Genomic DNA, 15,196 nt, shown 5'->3' with positions numbered 1-15,196 from the left:
GCCCCGTGCGTGGCACACCGGCCCGCCGCGGCTGCCGGCCTATCCGACGTCGGCAAGCACGCACATCCAGCGTGATCCGTTCTGCTGGAGCACGAGATTCACCCAGTGATGCGTGCGGCCTATCGTCAGATGCGCCATCGTCTCGACACGCGAGGGACTGATGAGCATTCCCCTGATCGATTGAGGAATGACCGGAAGAATGCCCATGGGGTGACCAAGAAAAGCGCGTTCGCGGCTTTCACGGGTCAGGATGGCCGACATCGTGTCCAGTTTCCTCAGGCAGGGGCCGGCGACCGTGCGCTGCAGCTTGTGCGATGCTATGCGGCCTCGCACCACATCGGTCACCATGCATGAGATGCGGCACGACGACAGTGCCAGTGCCTGGCAGGTGCGCGAGTCGATTTCGCCTTCGAAACAGCGGGCGAAATGGTACGGCACCGGTTTGCGTGACAGCTCGATGTGCAGGAATCCGTCTTCGGGAGGGATCGGGTCTCCCTGCCAGGAATGGTAGTAGTGCATGGGCTTCCTCTCGTTCTTTCGTGGTCGTTGCCCGACCCGCAACCGTTGCAGGCGAGCCTGCCTCATTGGAGACACCTGTCAAGAACAACACATGGCGGTGCTCCCGTCAAGTGTCGGGAGCACCGCCATGTGGACAAATGTGGATAACCGCGGGTGGTCGCCCCGCGGTTATCCGACGGAGAGGGCTTGCACCGTCAGCGACCGTACGGCGTGACCACCACGTTGCAACGCTGGAAGTTCTTGACATCCACGTAGCCGGTGGAGGCCATCGCGCGACGCAGCGCACCGATGTAGTTCACCTGGCCGTCAGCCTGATGGCTCGGCCCGAACAGGATCTGCTCGAGCGTGCCCACCGTGCCGACGTCCGTACGGAAACCGCGCGGCAACGTCTGGTGACGGGCCTCGGAACCCCAGTGCTTGCCGTGGCCCGGGGCCTCGACCGCACGGGCCAGAGGAGCGCCGAGCATCACCGCGTCCGCGCCCATCGCGAGGGCCTTGACGAAGCTGCCGGAGTCGCCCATACCGCCGTCGGCGATGACCTGCACGTAACGGCCGCCCGACTCGTCCATGTAGTCGCGGCGGGCCTCGGCCACGTCGGCGATGGCGGTCGCCATCGGGGCGTGCACGCCGATGGTCTTGCGCGTGGCCGCCACGGCGCCGCCGCCGAAGCCGACCAGCACGCCGGCCGCACCGGTGCGCATCAGATGCAGGGCGGCGGTGTAATTGGCCGCGCCGCCGACGATGACCGGAACGTCGAGGTCGTAGATGAACTTCTTGAGGTTCAGCGGCTCATGGTCCCGGCTGACGTGTTCGGCGGACACGACGGTGCCGCGGATCACGAACAGGTCGACACCCGCATCGACCACGGTCGAGTAGAACTGCTGGGTGCGCTGCGGCGAGAGCGCGCCGGCCACGGTCACGCCGGCGTCGCGGATCTCGTGCAGGCGCTCGGTGATCAGCTCCGGCTTGACCGGCTCCGCGTAGATCTCCTGGATGCGGGCGGTCGCCTTGTCTGCCGGCAGATCGGCGATCTCGGCCAGCAGCGGCTCGGGGTCCTCGTAGCGGGTCCACAGGCCCTCGAGGTCGAGCACGCCGAGCGCGCCGAGCTTGCCCATTGCAATGGCCGTGGCCGGGCTGGTCACGGAGTCCATCGGGGCACCGATGACCGGCACGTCGAACTCGTAGGCGTCCACCTGCCAGCCGGTGGACACGTCCTCGGGATCGCGGGTGCGGCGGGAGGGAACAATGGCGACGTCGTCGAGCGAATAGGCCAGACGGCCCTTCTTGCCCAATCCGATTTCAATTTCCTGAGACATGGCTTCAAGGCTAATGCCGGCACGTGACAGTGCGTGCCGGTGCGGGCTGGGCAGTCCCACGTTTCGGAAGGCCCCGTCGCGCCGTTACAAACATGCGTTATGACTTGGAAGCGTATCCGCATCTGCACGATATCCCCGCCAAGGAGGGAACATGGCCAAAATCAAGGTCGAAGGCACCGTCGTCGAACTCGACGGCGACGAAATGACGCGCGTCATCTGGAAGGACATCAAGGACCGCCTGATCCTGCCCTATCTGGACGTGAACCTCGACTACTACGATCTGGGCATCGAGAACCGCGACGCCACCGACGACCAGGTCACCATCGATGCGGCGCATGCGATCCAGCGCGAGCACGTCGGCGTTAAGTGCGCCACGATCACGCCCGACGAGGCACGCGTCAAGGAATTCGGCCTCAAGAAGATGTGGAAGTCCCCCAATGGCACGATCCGCAACATCCTGGGCGGCACGATCTTCCGCGAGCCGATCGTCATGAGCAACGTGCCGCGTCTGGTGCCCGGCTGGACCAAGCCGATCGTCGTGGCCCGCCATGCGTTCGGCGACCAGTACAAGGCCACTGACTTCAAGGTGCCGGGCGCGGGCCGGCTGACTGTCACGTTCACCCCGGAGGACGGCTCCGAGCCGATCCAGCACGTCGTCTACGACTATGGTCCGGACGGCGGCGTGGCGCAGGTGCAGTACAACGTGAACGATTCGATCCGAGGCTTCGCCCGCGCCTGCTTCAACTACGGCCTGATGCGCCACTACCCCGTGTACCTGTCCACCAAGAACACGATCCTCAAGGCGTACGACGGCCAGTTCAAGGACATCTTCGCCGAGGTGTACGAGACGGAGTACAAGGACCGGTTCGAGGCCGAGGGCCTTACCTACGAGCACCGCCTGATCGACGACATGGTGGCCAGCTCGCTCAAGTGGCATGGCGGATACATCTGGGCGTGCAAGAACTACGATGGCGACGTGCAGTCCGACTCCGTGGCGCAGGGCTTCGGCTCGCTGGGCCTGATGACGTCGGTGCTCATGACGCCGGACGGCCAGACCGTGGAGGCTGAGGCCGCGCATGGCACGGTGACGCGCCACTACCGTCGCTGGCTCAAGGGCGAGAAGACCTCGACGAACCCGATCGCCTCGATCTTCGCATGGACCGGCGGTCTCAAGCACCGCGCCGACCTTGACGGCACGCCCGAGGTCCGCCACTTCGCCGAAACGCTGGAGAAGGTGATCGTGGGCACCGTGGAAGGCGGACAGATGACCAAGGATCTCGCGATGCTCATCGGCCCCGACCAGCCGTGGCTCGACACGGAGGGCTTCATGAACGCGCTTGACGAGAATCTCGCCAAGGCGCTGCACGACTGATTCCACTTATTTCCGCTTACGGGTTCAAGGCTCCCGGCCGCATCATCCGTGCGGCCGAGAGCCTTTTTCATGGTCGTGCGACTAGAATTGGCGCAGACACGAACCGAACGCGACTGGCAAAGGACGGATCATGACCCTGCGAGGCACCATGGCCTTATCACGCATCACCACGCTCGCCGCGGCGGCATCACGGCTGATCGCGCTGACGGCATGCGCCGCCCTGATACTGGGCGTGTCGTCCTGCTCGTCGCCCGACGACCGCAACGATCAAGACGGGCAGGACGATGGCATGACGGCCGTCTCGGGCCAAGTCGCAGTGTTCACTCCGGCGGATGGCGTGACCATCTCCGGGAACACACCGCTGAACAAATGGACGGCGTTCGTCCCCGCGTTGACCGACGCGCTCATCTCCGGAGGGGTGACGAAGAAGCACATCTCCACGTCCACCGCCGACAGCCTTGACCGGCAGAGCCGCGACATCCAAGATTACGTGGTCGACCGGGTCTCGGCCTCCGGCGATGATTCGTCGGACGATGCCGCGCACACCACTCTGGTCGTCGCCCCGGTGACGGGGGCCGACGACACGGTGCGGCAGTATGGCGACTACGTCAGCCAGTCGGTCGCATCATCGTCCGCTTCTGATACGACCGATGGCGACGACACGTCTGCGAATGACGAAGCGGTGTCCCGTCTCGTCTCGGCGCTCAAGCTCGCGCAGGAGAACGGCATGCACGTGATCATGCTCGCCTCCACGATCGAGGGATTCCAGCCCGACATATACGTCCGCATGTCCACCGCGGAACAGATCGGCCGGATACAGGCGCTCAAGCTGGTCAGCAAACTTGACCTGGACAAGGTCAGCAAGGACAATCCGAAGACCATCGAGGTCCTGCTGCCGTACACCACGCGTTCCGCGCAATCCTCCAAGACGGTGGGAGGCGTGCTGAAGATCCCATCGTCTTCCCAGGACGAAGACGATACCCAGGAGCCGACCGACGACAGCGCCGTATTCGCGAAGGCGGCATTCAAGGGACTGTGGTCGGTGTTGCGGCCGTATTTCAAACAGGGACGGGCAATCAGCGCATCCGGGTTGCTGACCGCTGATACCACCGTCGACGATTGGCGTGACGTCTCGTTCGCCTGCGTCAAGGACGACGATGCCCGTGCCGTGTTGCGTGAACGGCTGACGATGGACTCGGCGGGCGACGCTCACACGCGCATCGACGGCGTCATCGCGATGAACGACTACGTGGCGTCCGGGGTCGCCAAGGAGCTGTCCGAACTCGGCTATACGGGTTCGGCGGCTGACATCAACCCGTCGATCACGATCTCCGGTATCGTCGAGAACATCACCGGCAAGAAGGACCTACAGCGGCAGAAAGTGCCGGATCCGATCAAGGCGCCCGAAAGCGACGCAGGCGCGACGGAAGGCGATACGGACAAGGACAAGTCAGCGGAGGAGACGAATTCGCGCTGGCCGATCGTCACCGGATACGGAGCATATGTGGACGTCATGCCGCAGATCGTCTCCGGACAGCAGTGGATGACCGCGCTCGAGGACAGGGACGCACTCGCTCGGAGCGTCGCGAAGGCGTGCCTGCTGTTCGCGGACGGCACCACGCCGAACGCCGGCACGCTGCCGTCACTGGCGTCCTCCAAGGTCAATGGCAAGACCACCGCCACGATCGAGGAGGATCTGCTCGCGGTGAGTGCCTACAATCTCAAGGCCACGTTGATTGAGCCGGGGTACATCACTCTGGCCGACGCGGGCCTGTGACGCGTCTGGACAAGTTATCCACATTCAGGAAATATTCAGCGAAATTATCCACAGCCAGTTATCCACAACACGCCGAAGACTCGAGGTTGCGTCCACATAGCCCCGTTCCCCTTGTGCGCGACGCGGCGTGTCTGTTGCACTGGTGTCATGGATATCGCAACAACAGCAACAACGACGGCGATGGCCGACTCCATGCCGCGCCTGCGCGTGCCATGCGTTCGGCCATCGCTGGACGATCTGTCCGAACGCATGGCACGCGCGCAGGTCGGTCCGAAACAGCTCGGAGCATTGGGAGAACAGGTCGCGGCCTTGTGGCTGCAAGCCCACGACTGCATCATGCTCGATCGTAACTGGCGTTGCCGGTACGGAGAACTTGACCTGATCGTCTTGGATCCGGACGGCGCGATCGTGTTCGTCGAAGTCAAGACGCGGCGCGGCGTCCGGTTCGGTTCCCCGCAGGAGGCGGTAACCGGGCGCAAGCAGGTAAACCTGCGCCGCGCCGGCGTGCAATGGCTTATGGAACCCGAGCATCGTGTGGCGCATAGGTCGGTAAGGTTCGACGTGATCGCGGTTCTTGCCCCGATCGGCCAGGCGGTGCGCGTCACCCACATCAGGGAGGCGTTCTGATGGCCATAGGAAGCGCATTGTCGGTCGGCCTGTTCGGATTGAAGGCATTCATCATCCAGACGCAGGCGTTCATCTCCCCCGGACTACCCTACTTCTCCATCATCGGGCTCCCTGACGCGTCGCTGAGCGAGGCTCGCGAACGCGTCAGGTCGGCCTGTCAGGCAAGCGGATTCCGCTGGCCGGAAACCCGCGTGACGGTGAACATGTCCCCCGCGTCGATGCCCAAGCGTGGGTCGTCGCATGATTTAGCCATCGCGGCGAGCGTGCTGAGCGCATCGGGGGCGATTCCGCATGACTGCCTAGCCGACACCATTGTGCTCGGAGAGGTGAATCTCGATGGCACCGTGCTGCCGGTCCACGGGCTGTTGCCGATCATGCTGCATGCGCGGGAACGCGGCGTCCGCCGACTGATCATACCGCAGGCCAATGCGGATGAGGCCGCTCTGATCGACGGCCTGGATGTTCGCCCCGTGCGTCATGTCGGGGAGCTGATTTCGATGATGGGAGGTGATGCACGCTACACGCTGCCGGACGATGCACCCGCAGCCCAGCCTGGCGATATGGAAACGTTCGCGCAGCCTCCGCTGGGCGATATGGGAGAGGTCGTCGGACAGAAAATGACGAAATGGGCGTTGCAGGTGGCGGCGGCGGGCGGACACCATATGCTGATGACCGGCCCTCCCGGCTCAGGCAAGACGATGCTCGCCTCACGCATGCCGGGCATCATGTGCCCGCTGACCCCGGACGAACAGCTGGAGGTCGCATCGATACGTTCGCTGTGCGGCACATTGCCGAATTACGGCATCACTGACGTGCCGCCGTTCGAAGCGCCTCATCACACGGCGTCAACGGCATCGCTGGTGGGCGGGGGCAGCGGCCTCGCACGACCGGGAGCCATCACCAGGTCGCACCACGGAGTGCTATTCATGGATGAGGCTCCCGAATTCTCGACCCGCACGCTGCAGACGCTGCGCGAGCCGCTCGAATCGGGATACGTGTCGCTGTCACGGGCCAAGGGCTCAACCTACTATCCGGCGCGCTTTCAGCTGATCATGGCGGCCAACCCCTGCCCGTGCGGATTCGCCTACGGCAACGGGGAACGCTGCACCTGCAAGGAGAAGGACCGCATCAAATACTTCTCGCACCTGTCTGGGCCCATCCTCGACCGGATCGACATCCAGGTGGAGGTGCCGCCGGTCGACCGCATCGAGATACGTTCCGACCGATGCGAGGAGTCGAGCCGCGACATGCGTCGTACGGTGATCCAGGCGCGATCCGCTGCCCGTGAACGGTTTTCGAAACTGGGATGGTCATGCAACGCGCAGGCCTCGGGGGAATGGCTGCACCGCCACACTTCCGAAAAGGCGATCGCGCTGGTGAACCGTGCGCTCGAATCCAAACGGCTGAGCCTACGCGGGGCAGACCGCGCACTGCGGCTGGCCTGGACACTGTCCGATCTGTCAGGACGGATATCCCCGGGCTACGAAGAGGTGAACCAGGGCATCATGCTGCGCGCGAGGGTCACATGAACGCCGGCACACATGGAAACGTCACGAATACGGACGGAAGCGGTGCCATGCCTCTCGACGACGAAACACTGGCCCGGGCGATGCTCACCTTCTGCCTCAACGATGCCGATGCGATCATGTTCGCCACGATCAAGGGAACGGGCTGCGCCCGCGAGGCCCTGCGGCTGATCGAACGGTGCAGCCCGCGGCGTTCGGGCCCGGACAGCCGCGCCGCACGCCGGGCATTGGACGAATCGTTCGCCAAAGGCCTGATCCGATGGGGCCGACAGGCGAACGCTCGGTCGTCGGAAGCATTCCGTCTCGCGTTGGCCCGCTGGCATGCCCGGCTCGACCTTCTGCCATCCTTGGACGCCGACAGCCTTCGTGCATGGTTCACCGCTGACGGTACGCAGTGGATCATCGGGCCGGACAGCCCGTTATGGCCTCATCAACTTGACGACCTGTCCATTCGCAGGGACTGGGCTCCCCCGCTGTGCCTGTGGGGAATCGGCGATCCGGCGGCATTGACAAGTTGCCCGAAGCCATTGGCCGTGGTCGGATCACGCGGGGCCGACGAGTATGGTCTCATGCTGGCCCGCGCGATCGGCGAGCGAGCGGCCGCACGAGGGCATCTGGTAGTGTCCGGCGGAGCCATGGGAGCCGATGCCGCGGCGCACTGGGGGACGCTGTCCACCGTGGATTCCGCCGCATCCTATGGTCTGTCGGCGCAGGAGATCGGCCGTACCGTAGCCGTGTTCGCCGGAGGTCTGAACCACGTCGGCCCGCAATGCAACCACCGACTGTTCAAACGTATCGTAGGCGGTTCGGGTGCGCTGGTCAGCGAATTGTGCCCGGACACGATTCCCGAAGGAAGGCGCTTCCTGCTGCGCAACAGGCTCATTGCCTCGTTGGCCTCGACGGTGGTGGTGACGCAGGCCAGACTGCGGTCCGGCGCGCTCAACACCGCTCATTGGGCCGCGGAACTCAGTCGTGAGGTCTATGCGGCCCCCGGCAATGCGGGCATGCCCTATAATGCCGGATGCAATCGCCTTATCCGCGATAACGAGGCGATGTTGCTCATGTCCGCCGACGAGATCGACGACATCTGCCACGCGGCGCATAGACCGACACTGGCTGAGACATCCGATCCGCGAACGAACAAGGTCAAACGGTCCGAACCGTCCGAACGGCAGGAAGCCGATTCGTACGAGACACAGCCGGGAAGCTCCGGCGACACGCGGTGGAGACCGGTTCTCGACGCCATCCGTCGCTGCCGGCAACGGCGTTTGCCCGCCACCGCCGAGAACATCGCATCCTGCGCCGACGGCATGTCCTTACCCGAAACACTGACGTCTCTCGGATGGATGGAGCTCGACGGACTGATCGCAATCAGTCACGGGGTCGTCATCGTCAACGCGCGGCGCGACGATGCGGACGATACGCGACGGGAGGCGGGATCATGCCTGCCATTGGCACCGTGACAGGTCGACCCGCCAGCCGTCATCGCCGGCATTGCCGTGACCGGGTTGCGGCGCGATGAGCGGCACGCCCTCCGATTCAAGCAACATGCGCTGCCGGCCCGGCCCGCCGAACGCGAACCCGGGAGCAAGCGATCCGTCGCGGAACACCACCCGATGGCATGGGATCACTCCCGGTTCGGGATTGGTATGCAGCGCGAATCCGACGAACCTCGCGTTGCGCGAGTTACCGGCCAAGGCCGCGACCTGCCCGTATGTCGCGACCTTGCCGCGCGGTATGCGCCGCACCACGTCGTACACCCGCTGATTGAATGCTCCTGTCATACGCCCATTATCGCGCGTTCGTCCCGACGTCTCCCGACAATCAAGGGTATGAGTCCGAAGCATATCGAAGACATGTATGATGCGGTGATCGTCGGCGCCGGCGCAGCCGGACTGTCCGCGGCGCTGGGAGCGTTGCGTTCCGACCATATCCGCAGCCTGCGCGAGGCCGGCATCGAGCCGAAGATCCTGGTGATCTCGAAGTTGCAGCCGCTGCGCTCGCACACCGGTTCGGCCGAAGGCGGCATCGCCGCGAGCCTGGGCAATGCGGAATCCGACGACTGGCATTGGCATTACTACGACACCGTCAAGGGCGGCGACTGGCTGGTCGATCAGGATGCGGCAAAGCTGCTCGCCGAATACGCGCCGCAGACGGTGATCAACCTGGAACGTGACGGCGTGGCGTTCTCTCGTACCGACGACGGGCATATAGCGCAGCGTCGCTTCGGCGGTCACACGCGCGACTTCGGCAAGGAGCCGGTGCGTCGTGCGGCGTATGCGGCGGATCGCGTGGGTCATCAGATCCTGCATTCGCTGTGGCAGCAGTGCGTGGGAGCCGGCGTCGAATTCGCCGAGGAATGGTATGTGACCGATCTGGTGCTGGACGAGGACGGCCGTTCGGCCGCGGGCGTGGTCGCCTACGACACCCATGAGGGCAAGATCCACGCGGTGCATGCGCGCAATGTGCTGCTGGCTACAGGAGGCGCGGGTCGATTGTTCCACACGACTTCGAACTCGTGGGATCTGACCGGAGACGGCATGGCGCTTGCCCTGGCTGCTGGTCTGCAATTGGAGGACAGCGAATTCGTGCAGTTCCATCCGACCGGGCTCGCACATACTGGCATTCTGCTGTCCGAGGCGGCGCGAGCCGAAGGCGGTGTGCTGCGCAACGCCGATGGCGAGGCGTTCATGGCCCGTTATGCGCCCGACCACCGTGACCTGGCGGCGCGCGATGTGGTGAGCCGCTCGATCATGGCGGAGATCGACGCAGGCCGCGGCGTGGCCGATCCGAAGGATCCGGACGGCCCGAAGGACTGCGTGTGGCTGGATATGACCGGCATCGACAAGGATCATATGGAGGCGGTGCTGCCGCAGGTCGTCGAAACGGTGCGCAAGTACGCGAACATCGACCCGGTGCATGATTGGGTGCCGGTCAAACCGACCGCGCACTACACGATGGGAGGCATTCCTATCACCACGGACGGCGAAGTTTACCGCTGGTCGGGCGACGGCGAGTCCGCACGCCGTGAAATCGTCGACGGACTGTTCGCCGCCGGCGAATGCTCGTGCGTCTCCGTGCATGGCGCGAACCGTCTCGGCGGCAATTCGCTGCTCGATGCATGCCTGTTTGGTACCCGCGCGGGCCGGACGATGGCCGCGCGCATCGCCGAGCATCCCGTGGACGACCCGATGAGTGACGGCATGAATGACGAGGAGGGAACAGCAAGCGTCGACGCCGCATCTACGGTTCGAACAGCCGAGCTTGCGGCGTTGCTTTCCCCCGCCGAACACGGCGGAGCGGATGAGAAGAACGAGGACGCCGCGGACGACAACCCGTACCGGCTGCTCGCCGATCTCGGTCGCGTCATGGAACAGGCCGTGGCCGTCCGATGCAACGCCGACACGATCGAATCGGCGCTCAAGCGCCTGCGGGACGAACTTATGCCACGTTCACAGGAACTGCACGCCCACAGCGACACCGCTGCGTTCAATCAGGAGATCACCGCGATCTGGGAGTCCCGCCACCTTCTTGCTCTGGCCGAGGTGATGCTCGCGGCGTCCGGTGCCCGGCACGAGTCTCGCGGCTCGCTGCAGCGGCTTGACTTCCCCAGCCGAGACGACGAACGGTTCCTCGCCCATTCGATGACCTCCTGCGACGGCGGGATCCTGTGGCAGCCGGCGCATATCGTCGATTATCCGCCCAAGGCACGTGAATACTGACGGCCACGGCTTATGGCACAATGTAATGTCGTTTCTTGTGTGTTGAGGAGGCTGGAAGTATGAGCGGCATCGACGATGCGCTGACCACGGTGACGCTGAGGGTCAACCGGTTTGCTCCGCGTCCCGAGCGGGACCGAGGCTCCCGTGGCGGCAGTCCGTTCGCAAAGAAGGGCGGTTCACCGTTCGCAGGGGGATCCTCGCGCAACCGGCGGCCACGAGGCAAGCAATGGACGCAGGACTACACGTTGCGTGTCCGCCCCGAGGATACGGTGCTGGATTGCCTGCTGACCGTCAAGCGCACCATCGACCCGACGCTCGCTTTCCGGTATTCGTGCGGGCATGGCATGTGCGGTTCGGATGCGGTCGCGATCAACGGCACACCGACCTTACTGTGCACGGCCAGCGTCGGCGATTGGGCGAAACGGCCGAATCGGCTCTCGCAGGCCGACGACGAGGGGTTCCGCCGCACCGGAGACGCGGACGAGCCCGCCACGGATGTCGTCACGGACGTGACCGGCGACGAGGATGGTCTGGGCGTCATCGAGCTCTCCCCTCTTCCGGGCTTCCCCGTGCAGCGCGACCTCATCGCGGACATCGACCCGATGCTCGATCAGATTCGCAAACTCAAGCCGTATCTGCAGGCCGACGGCGTGCTCGCCACCACGCACGACGGCAAGGTGGACGTGTTCGAATACCTGCAGAACCCGCAGCAACTCGCCAAATACGAGATGCTGACGAACTGCATCGCCTGCGGCGTGTGCGAGGGCAGCTGCCCGGTGTTCGCCGGCGGCGACGCGTTCATCGGACCGGCCGCGCTGATCGCGGCGTCCAGATTCGTCAACGATTCCCGCGATACGGCGACCGCCGCCCGTCTCGATGCGATCGACACGGCGGACGGCGTGGCGGCCTGCCAGTCGGTGCGCGCCTGCTCGCGCCAATGTCCGCGCGGTATCGACGTCGGCGAAGAGATGTGGCAGATCGTCGCCAAGGTCAAGGAACGCTGACCAGTATTGCCGAGCGTATGCTCTGATTACAGTAGGTGGTTATGGATAGAACGTCGTACACGAATCTTGCGAAGACCTGGGAGTTCGCCGAGGATCATGCTTTCGCACGCCAATCGGCTGCGCTGAACGAGGCCCGGCTGCGTGCACAGGAGGCCGGTTTCCCGCAGGGTTCCGCCGCGCAGGCCGAACTGCTGGCCACGCTGGTGCATCTGGTCGACGCGTCTTCGGCGATCGTGATTGGAACCGGTTCGATCGTGGAGACGCTGCAGGTGATCAACGGTCTCGATGGTACCGGCCAGTTGACAGCCGTCGACTCGTCCGCGCAGGGCATCGTCATGATCCGTTCGCTGTTCTCCGATCTGGCCGATGACGTGACGACCAAACTGCGCGCGGTGAATGCGCCGGCCGGCGTGTTCCTGCCGCGTCTGAACGGCGACGATTACGATCTGATCGTCGTTGCCGGCGACCCCGCGAACTATGCGGCCGCGTTCGAACAGGCTCCGCGTCTGCTGCGTCCTCATGGCACGGTGGTATTCACCGACGTGCTCGCCATGCAGTCGCCCGAATCCAACGGAGGCGTGCTGAACCCCGCCGATCGCAGCGATAAGGCCGTGGCCATGCGTGAGTTCATTGAGACCGTGGAAGCGGATGAGCGGTTCGTATCCACCCTCACTCCCACCGGTACCGGCCTGCTGCTCGCGGTCAAGCGCTGATGATGCCGGTGGCGACGGCCACCGCTTCGTCGACGTCATCGGTCAATACGACGAGATTCGGATCGATGTCCGATATCATGCCTTGTTGCCTTACGATGTCGTTCAGCCAGTCGAATAGTCCCTGCCAGTAGTCCGTTCCGTACAGGGCTACTGGCAGGGACGTCATTTTGTGCGTCTGTATGAGCGTAAGCACCTCGAACATCTCATCGAAGGTGCCAAAGCCGCCCGGGCAGATGATCACACCGGACGCGTATTTGGTAAACATGGTCTTGCGCACGAAGAAGTACCTGAAGCTCAGACCGAGATTCACGTATTCGTTCAGCCCCTGCTCGTGGGGCAGCTCGATGCCCAGTCCGACCGACGTGCCTCCGGCAAGTGCGGCCCCTTTGTTGGCGGCTTCCATGATGCCGGGGCCTCCCCCGGTGATGACCGCCATACCACGTTCGGCGATCATGCGTCCCATACGTTCGGCGGCACGGTAGTCGTCGCTGTCCTGCGATACCCGGGCGGAACCGAATACGCTGACGGCCGGACCGATGCCGGCAAGCTCGTCGAATCCCTCCACGAATTCGGACTGGATACGCATCACGCGCCAGGGGTCCATGTCACGCCAGTCGGCGCTTTCCTCGTTGCCCAGCAGCGTCGCCGTACTGCTGTCCAAGGGAATCATCGCACCTCGCATGATGGCCGGCCCACGTTGATAGGTCATGCCCAGAGGCTCCTTGCCGCCGTTGCCTGTGATATCCATGTGATTCCATTCCTTCCGTGTATGTAAGACGACCGTCAGTCAAGGTCATCAGTTAGAGCATGCGTCCGCGTATCGTTTCGATTGCCGACTGAGCAGAACACCGGAAATCGCAGCGGCGATCAGCGAGGCCACCAACACGCCGAAACGCGCTTCTGCGGACAGCTCGAGGTTCTCATAGGCCAGCGAGGCAATGAGGAACGACACCGTGAAACCAATGCCGCAGGCGCAGGCAGCCGGGAACATGTCGCGCACGTGAAGCCCCTCGGCCATTTTCAATCCGCCGAGATGCGTGGACAGCCACGCCGTAGCCATGATGCCCAGCGGCTTGCCCACGACAAGCGCCACGATGATGCCGATGACCACGGGGGACAACAACAGTCCGGGCGTCAAGGCCTCGAAATGCACGCCGGTGGCAAACAGCGCGAAGACCGGCAGCGCCAGCAACGCGGAAAACGGCTGAAGCTTGCCGGCGTATCGTTCGGCACGAGGGCTCGTCTCGCCGAACCGTTCGCGAGCGGGAGTCAGCAGGCCGACCAACACGCCAGCCAACGTGGGATGGATGCCCGCCTCGAACATCATCGCCCATGCGAGCACGCCGACTACGGCGACGGCGATCCACGGCACGTGTCTCATGCGTACCAGCAGGGCCCAGACGGCCGCGCACACGGCGATGCCGATGAACCAGTACCATTCGTTGACAGACGAGAAGAATACGGCGATCAGGATGATCGCCAGCAGATCGTCGACGGTGGCCAGCGTCATCAGAAAAGCACGGATCGAACCGGGCAGCCCCTTGGCGAACAGAGCAAGGACTGCCAGCGAGAAGGCGATATCCGTGGCTGTGGGCACCGCCCAGCCGTGTGCCGCCTCGGAAAACGGGATCACGCTGCCCGTGGTCGGCAGGATCACGCTGCCGGCATCCCCCGGGCCGAACGTGGCGAACAGGAAGGTGACCGAAACGAACAGGATGGGAGGAACGATCATGCCGCCTACCGCGCACAGCATCGGCACCGCCGCCGCCTTGGGATTGGCAAGCGAACCGGTGGTGAGTTCCTGTTTGAGATCCAGGCCGACCGTCAGGAAGAATATGGTCAGCAATCCGTCCTGCGCCCAATGCCCGATCGGCAGATCGAGATTGGTGTGTGGCACGGCGATATGCGTTTCCGCCACCGCTTCGAACGCATGGGCCGTCGCCGGCAGATTCGCAAGAATCAGGCCGGCCAGTGCGAATCCAAGCATGATGAGACCCGACAGCCGGTCAGATGCGGCGATATGCCGAATCGTGCCCCATAGTCCCTGTCTCACGGTCGTATCGTCCTTCATGCGCCATCCCGTCCTCGTGCCGAACGGATTCGCATTACGGGTTCCGTTCGGCATGCTCCGTATCAATTGCTCCGATTATAGACGAACATATGTTCTATTCTGCTGAGAGCGTGTCATCGCCGCAACGTCATCGCGGCCCACTGACATGGCATTGAAAAACCCCTTGCCTCCATTCGGAAGCAAGGGGTTTCAGCGTGCGCCAGACAGGATTCGAACCTGCGACCTGCTGATCCGTAGTCAGCTGCTCTAATCCGCTGGGCTACTGGCGCAACACCACTCTTTAACCTCTTGTGGCAAGAGGTGTGCGCCAGACAGGATTCGAACCTGCGACCTGCTGATCCGTAGTCAGCTGCTCTAATCCGCTGGGCTACTGGCGCATACCGTTATTCGGTTTTGATGATGCCGCAAATCACTTCGCGACTCGTGCGCCAGACAGGATTCGAACCTGCGACCTGCTGATCCGTAGTCAGCTGCTCTAATCCGCTGGGCTACTGGCGCAACACCACTCTTTAACCTCTTGTGGCAAGAGGTGTGCGCCAGACAGGATTC

At 63.8% G+C, this 15,196-nt stretch carries 12 protein-coding genes, 3 tRNA genes and 1 pseudogene; 8 read left to right on the top strand and 8 right to left on the bottom strand.

Translation table 11 applies throughout. The features are described from left to right. Positions 1–39 precede the first annotated feature (39 nt). On the bottom strand, positions 40–519 hold the full coding sequence (locus tag JS541_RS07120) for a hypothetical protein (RefSeq protein ID WP_214373766.1): 480 nt from the start codon (positions 517–519) through the stop codon (positions 40–42). Between the two features lie 194 nt (positions 520–713). Further along, complete coding sequence (locus JS541_RS07115) at positions 714–1,835, bottom strand: GuaB3 family IMP dehydrogenase-related protein (RefSeq protein ID WP_214373765.1); 1,122 nt, start codon at positions 1,833–1,835, stop codon at positions 714–716. A gap of 151 nt (positions 1,836–1,986) precedes the next feature. Between JS541_RS07115 and JS541_RS07110 the strand changes: the two genes are divergently transcribed. The 5 genes from JS541_RS07110 (at position 1,987) to JS541_RS07090 (ending at position 8,600) form a co-directional block, all read left to right on the top strand. Then, positions 1,987–3,207: an NADP-dependent isocitrate dehydrogenase gene (locus tag JS541_RS07110; protein ID WP_214373764.1), complete on the top strand. Its 1,221-nt coding sequence runs from the start codon at positions 1,987–1,989 to the stop codon at positions 3,205–3,207. A gap of 130 nt (positions 3,208–3,337) precedes the next feature. After that, on the top strand, positions 3,338–4,984 hold the full coding sequence (locus JS541_RS07105) for a hypothetical protein (RefSeq protein WP_236036863.1): 1,647 nt from the start codon (positions 3,338–3,340) through the stop codon (positions 4,982–4,984). Positions 4,985–5,233: 249 nt separating this feature from the next. Next, positions 5,234–5,611 (top strand): YraN family protein, encoded by a 378-nt coding sequence (locus JS541_RS07100; protein ID WP_236036876.1) that lies wholly within the window; start codon positions 5,234–5,236, stop codon positions 5,609–5,611. Then, positions 5,611–7,140 carry a YifB family Mg chelatase-like AAA ATPase gene (locus tag JS541_RS07095; RefSeq protein ID WP_214373763.1) on the top strand — a complete coding sequence of 510 codons (1,530 nt, stop codon included), beginning with the start codon at positions 5,611–5,613 and terminating at the stop codon, positions 7,138–7,140. Before JS541_RS07100 ends, JS541_RS07095 begins: the two co-directional genes overlap by 1 nt. 47 nt (positions 7,141–7,187) lie before the next feature. Continuing rightward, positions 7,188–8,600, top strand: a complete 1,413-nt coding sequence (locus JS541_RS07090; RefSeq protein WP_214373762.1) for a DNA-processing protein DprA — start codon at positions 7,188–7,190, stop codon at positions 8,598–8,600. Here the strand turns inward: JS541_RS07090 and JS541_RS07085 are convergent. Continuing rightward, positions 8,577–8,921 (bottom strand): MGMT family protein, encoded by a 345-nt coding sequence (locus JS541_RS07085; RefSeq protein WP_214373761.1) that lies wholly within the window; start codon positions 8,919–8,921, stop codon positions 8,577–8,579. The genes JS541_RS07090 and JS541_RS07085 overlap by 24 nt on opposite strands. 48 nt (positions 8,922–8,969) lie before the next feature. Here JS541_RS07085 and JS541_RS07080 point away from each other — a divergent pair, with 48 nt between their 5' ends. The 3 genes from JS541_RS07080 to JS541_RS07070 are packed head-to-tail and all read left to right on the top strand — an operon-like array spanning position 8,970 to position 12,576. Next, complete coding sequence (locus JS541_RS07080) at positions 8,970–10,859, top strand: FAD-binding protein (protein ID WP_214373760.1); 1,890 nt, start codon at positions 8,970–8,972, stop codon at positions 10,857–10,859. A 59-nt stretch (positions 10,860–10,918) separates the two neighbouring features. Then, positions 10,919–11,863: a 2Fe-2S iron-sulfur cluster-binding protein gene (locus tag JS541_RS07075; protein WP_214373759.1), complete on the top strand. Its 945-nt coding sequence runs from the start codon at positions 10,919–10,921 to the stop codon at positions 11,861–11,863. 41 nt (positions 11,864–11,904) lie between these two features. Then, positions 11,905–12,576 carry a methyltransferase gene (locus tag JS541_RS07070; RefSeq protein ID WP_214373758.1) on the top strand — a complete coding sequence of 224 codons (672 nt, stop codon included), beginning with the start codon at positions 11,905–11,907 and terminating at the stop codon, positions 12,574–12,576. On the opposite strand, the gene JS541_RS07065 is transcribed toward JS541_RS07070, so the two are convergent. The 5 genes and pseudogenes from JS541_RS07065 to JS541_RS07045 all read right to left on the bottom strand — a co-directional run bounded on the left by JS541_RS07065 (position 12,566) and on the right by JS541_RS07045 (position 15,145). Further along, positions 12,566–13,324 carry a TIGR00730 family Rossman fold protein gene (locus JS541_RS07065; protein ID WP_214373757.1) on the bottom strand — a complete coding sequence of 253 codons (759 nt, stop codon included), beginning with the start codon at positions 13,322–13,324 and terminating at the stop codon, positions 12,566–12,568. The two genes, JS541_RS07070 and JS541_RS07065, sit on opposite strands and share 11 nt — an antisense overlap. A 69-nt stretch (positions 13,325–13,393) precedes the next feature. Beyond that, positions 13,394–14,647, bottom strand: a pseudogene (locus tag JS541_RS07060) (Na+/H+ antiporter NhaA); the annotation flags it as partial. Positions 14,648–14,842: 195 nt separating this feature from the next. After that, a tRNA-Arg gene (locus JS541_RS07055) sits at positions 14,843–14,916 on the bottom strand. A 34-nt stretch (positions 14,917–14,950) separates the two neighbouring features. Beyond that, positions 14,951–15,024: transfer RNA gene (locus JS541_RS07050), tRNA-Arg, on the bottom strand. 47 nt (positions 15,025–15,071) lie between these two features. Then, positions 15,072–15,145 (bottom strand) — tRNA-Arg (locus tag JS541_RS07045). Positions 15,146–15,196: the final 51 nt, after the last annotated feature.

It is taken from the genome of Bifidobacterium sp. SO1, from assembly GCF_018555335.1.
Classification (GTDB): Bacteria; Actinomycetota; Actinomycetes; order Actinomycetales; family Bifidobacteriaceae; genus Bifidobacterium; species Bifidobacterium simiiventris.
This window is presented reverse-complemented; position numbering and strand designations above follow the sequence as displayed.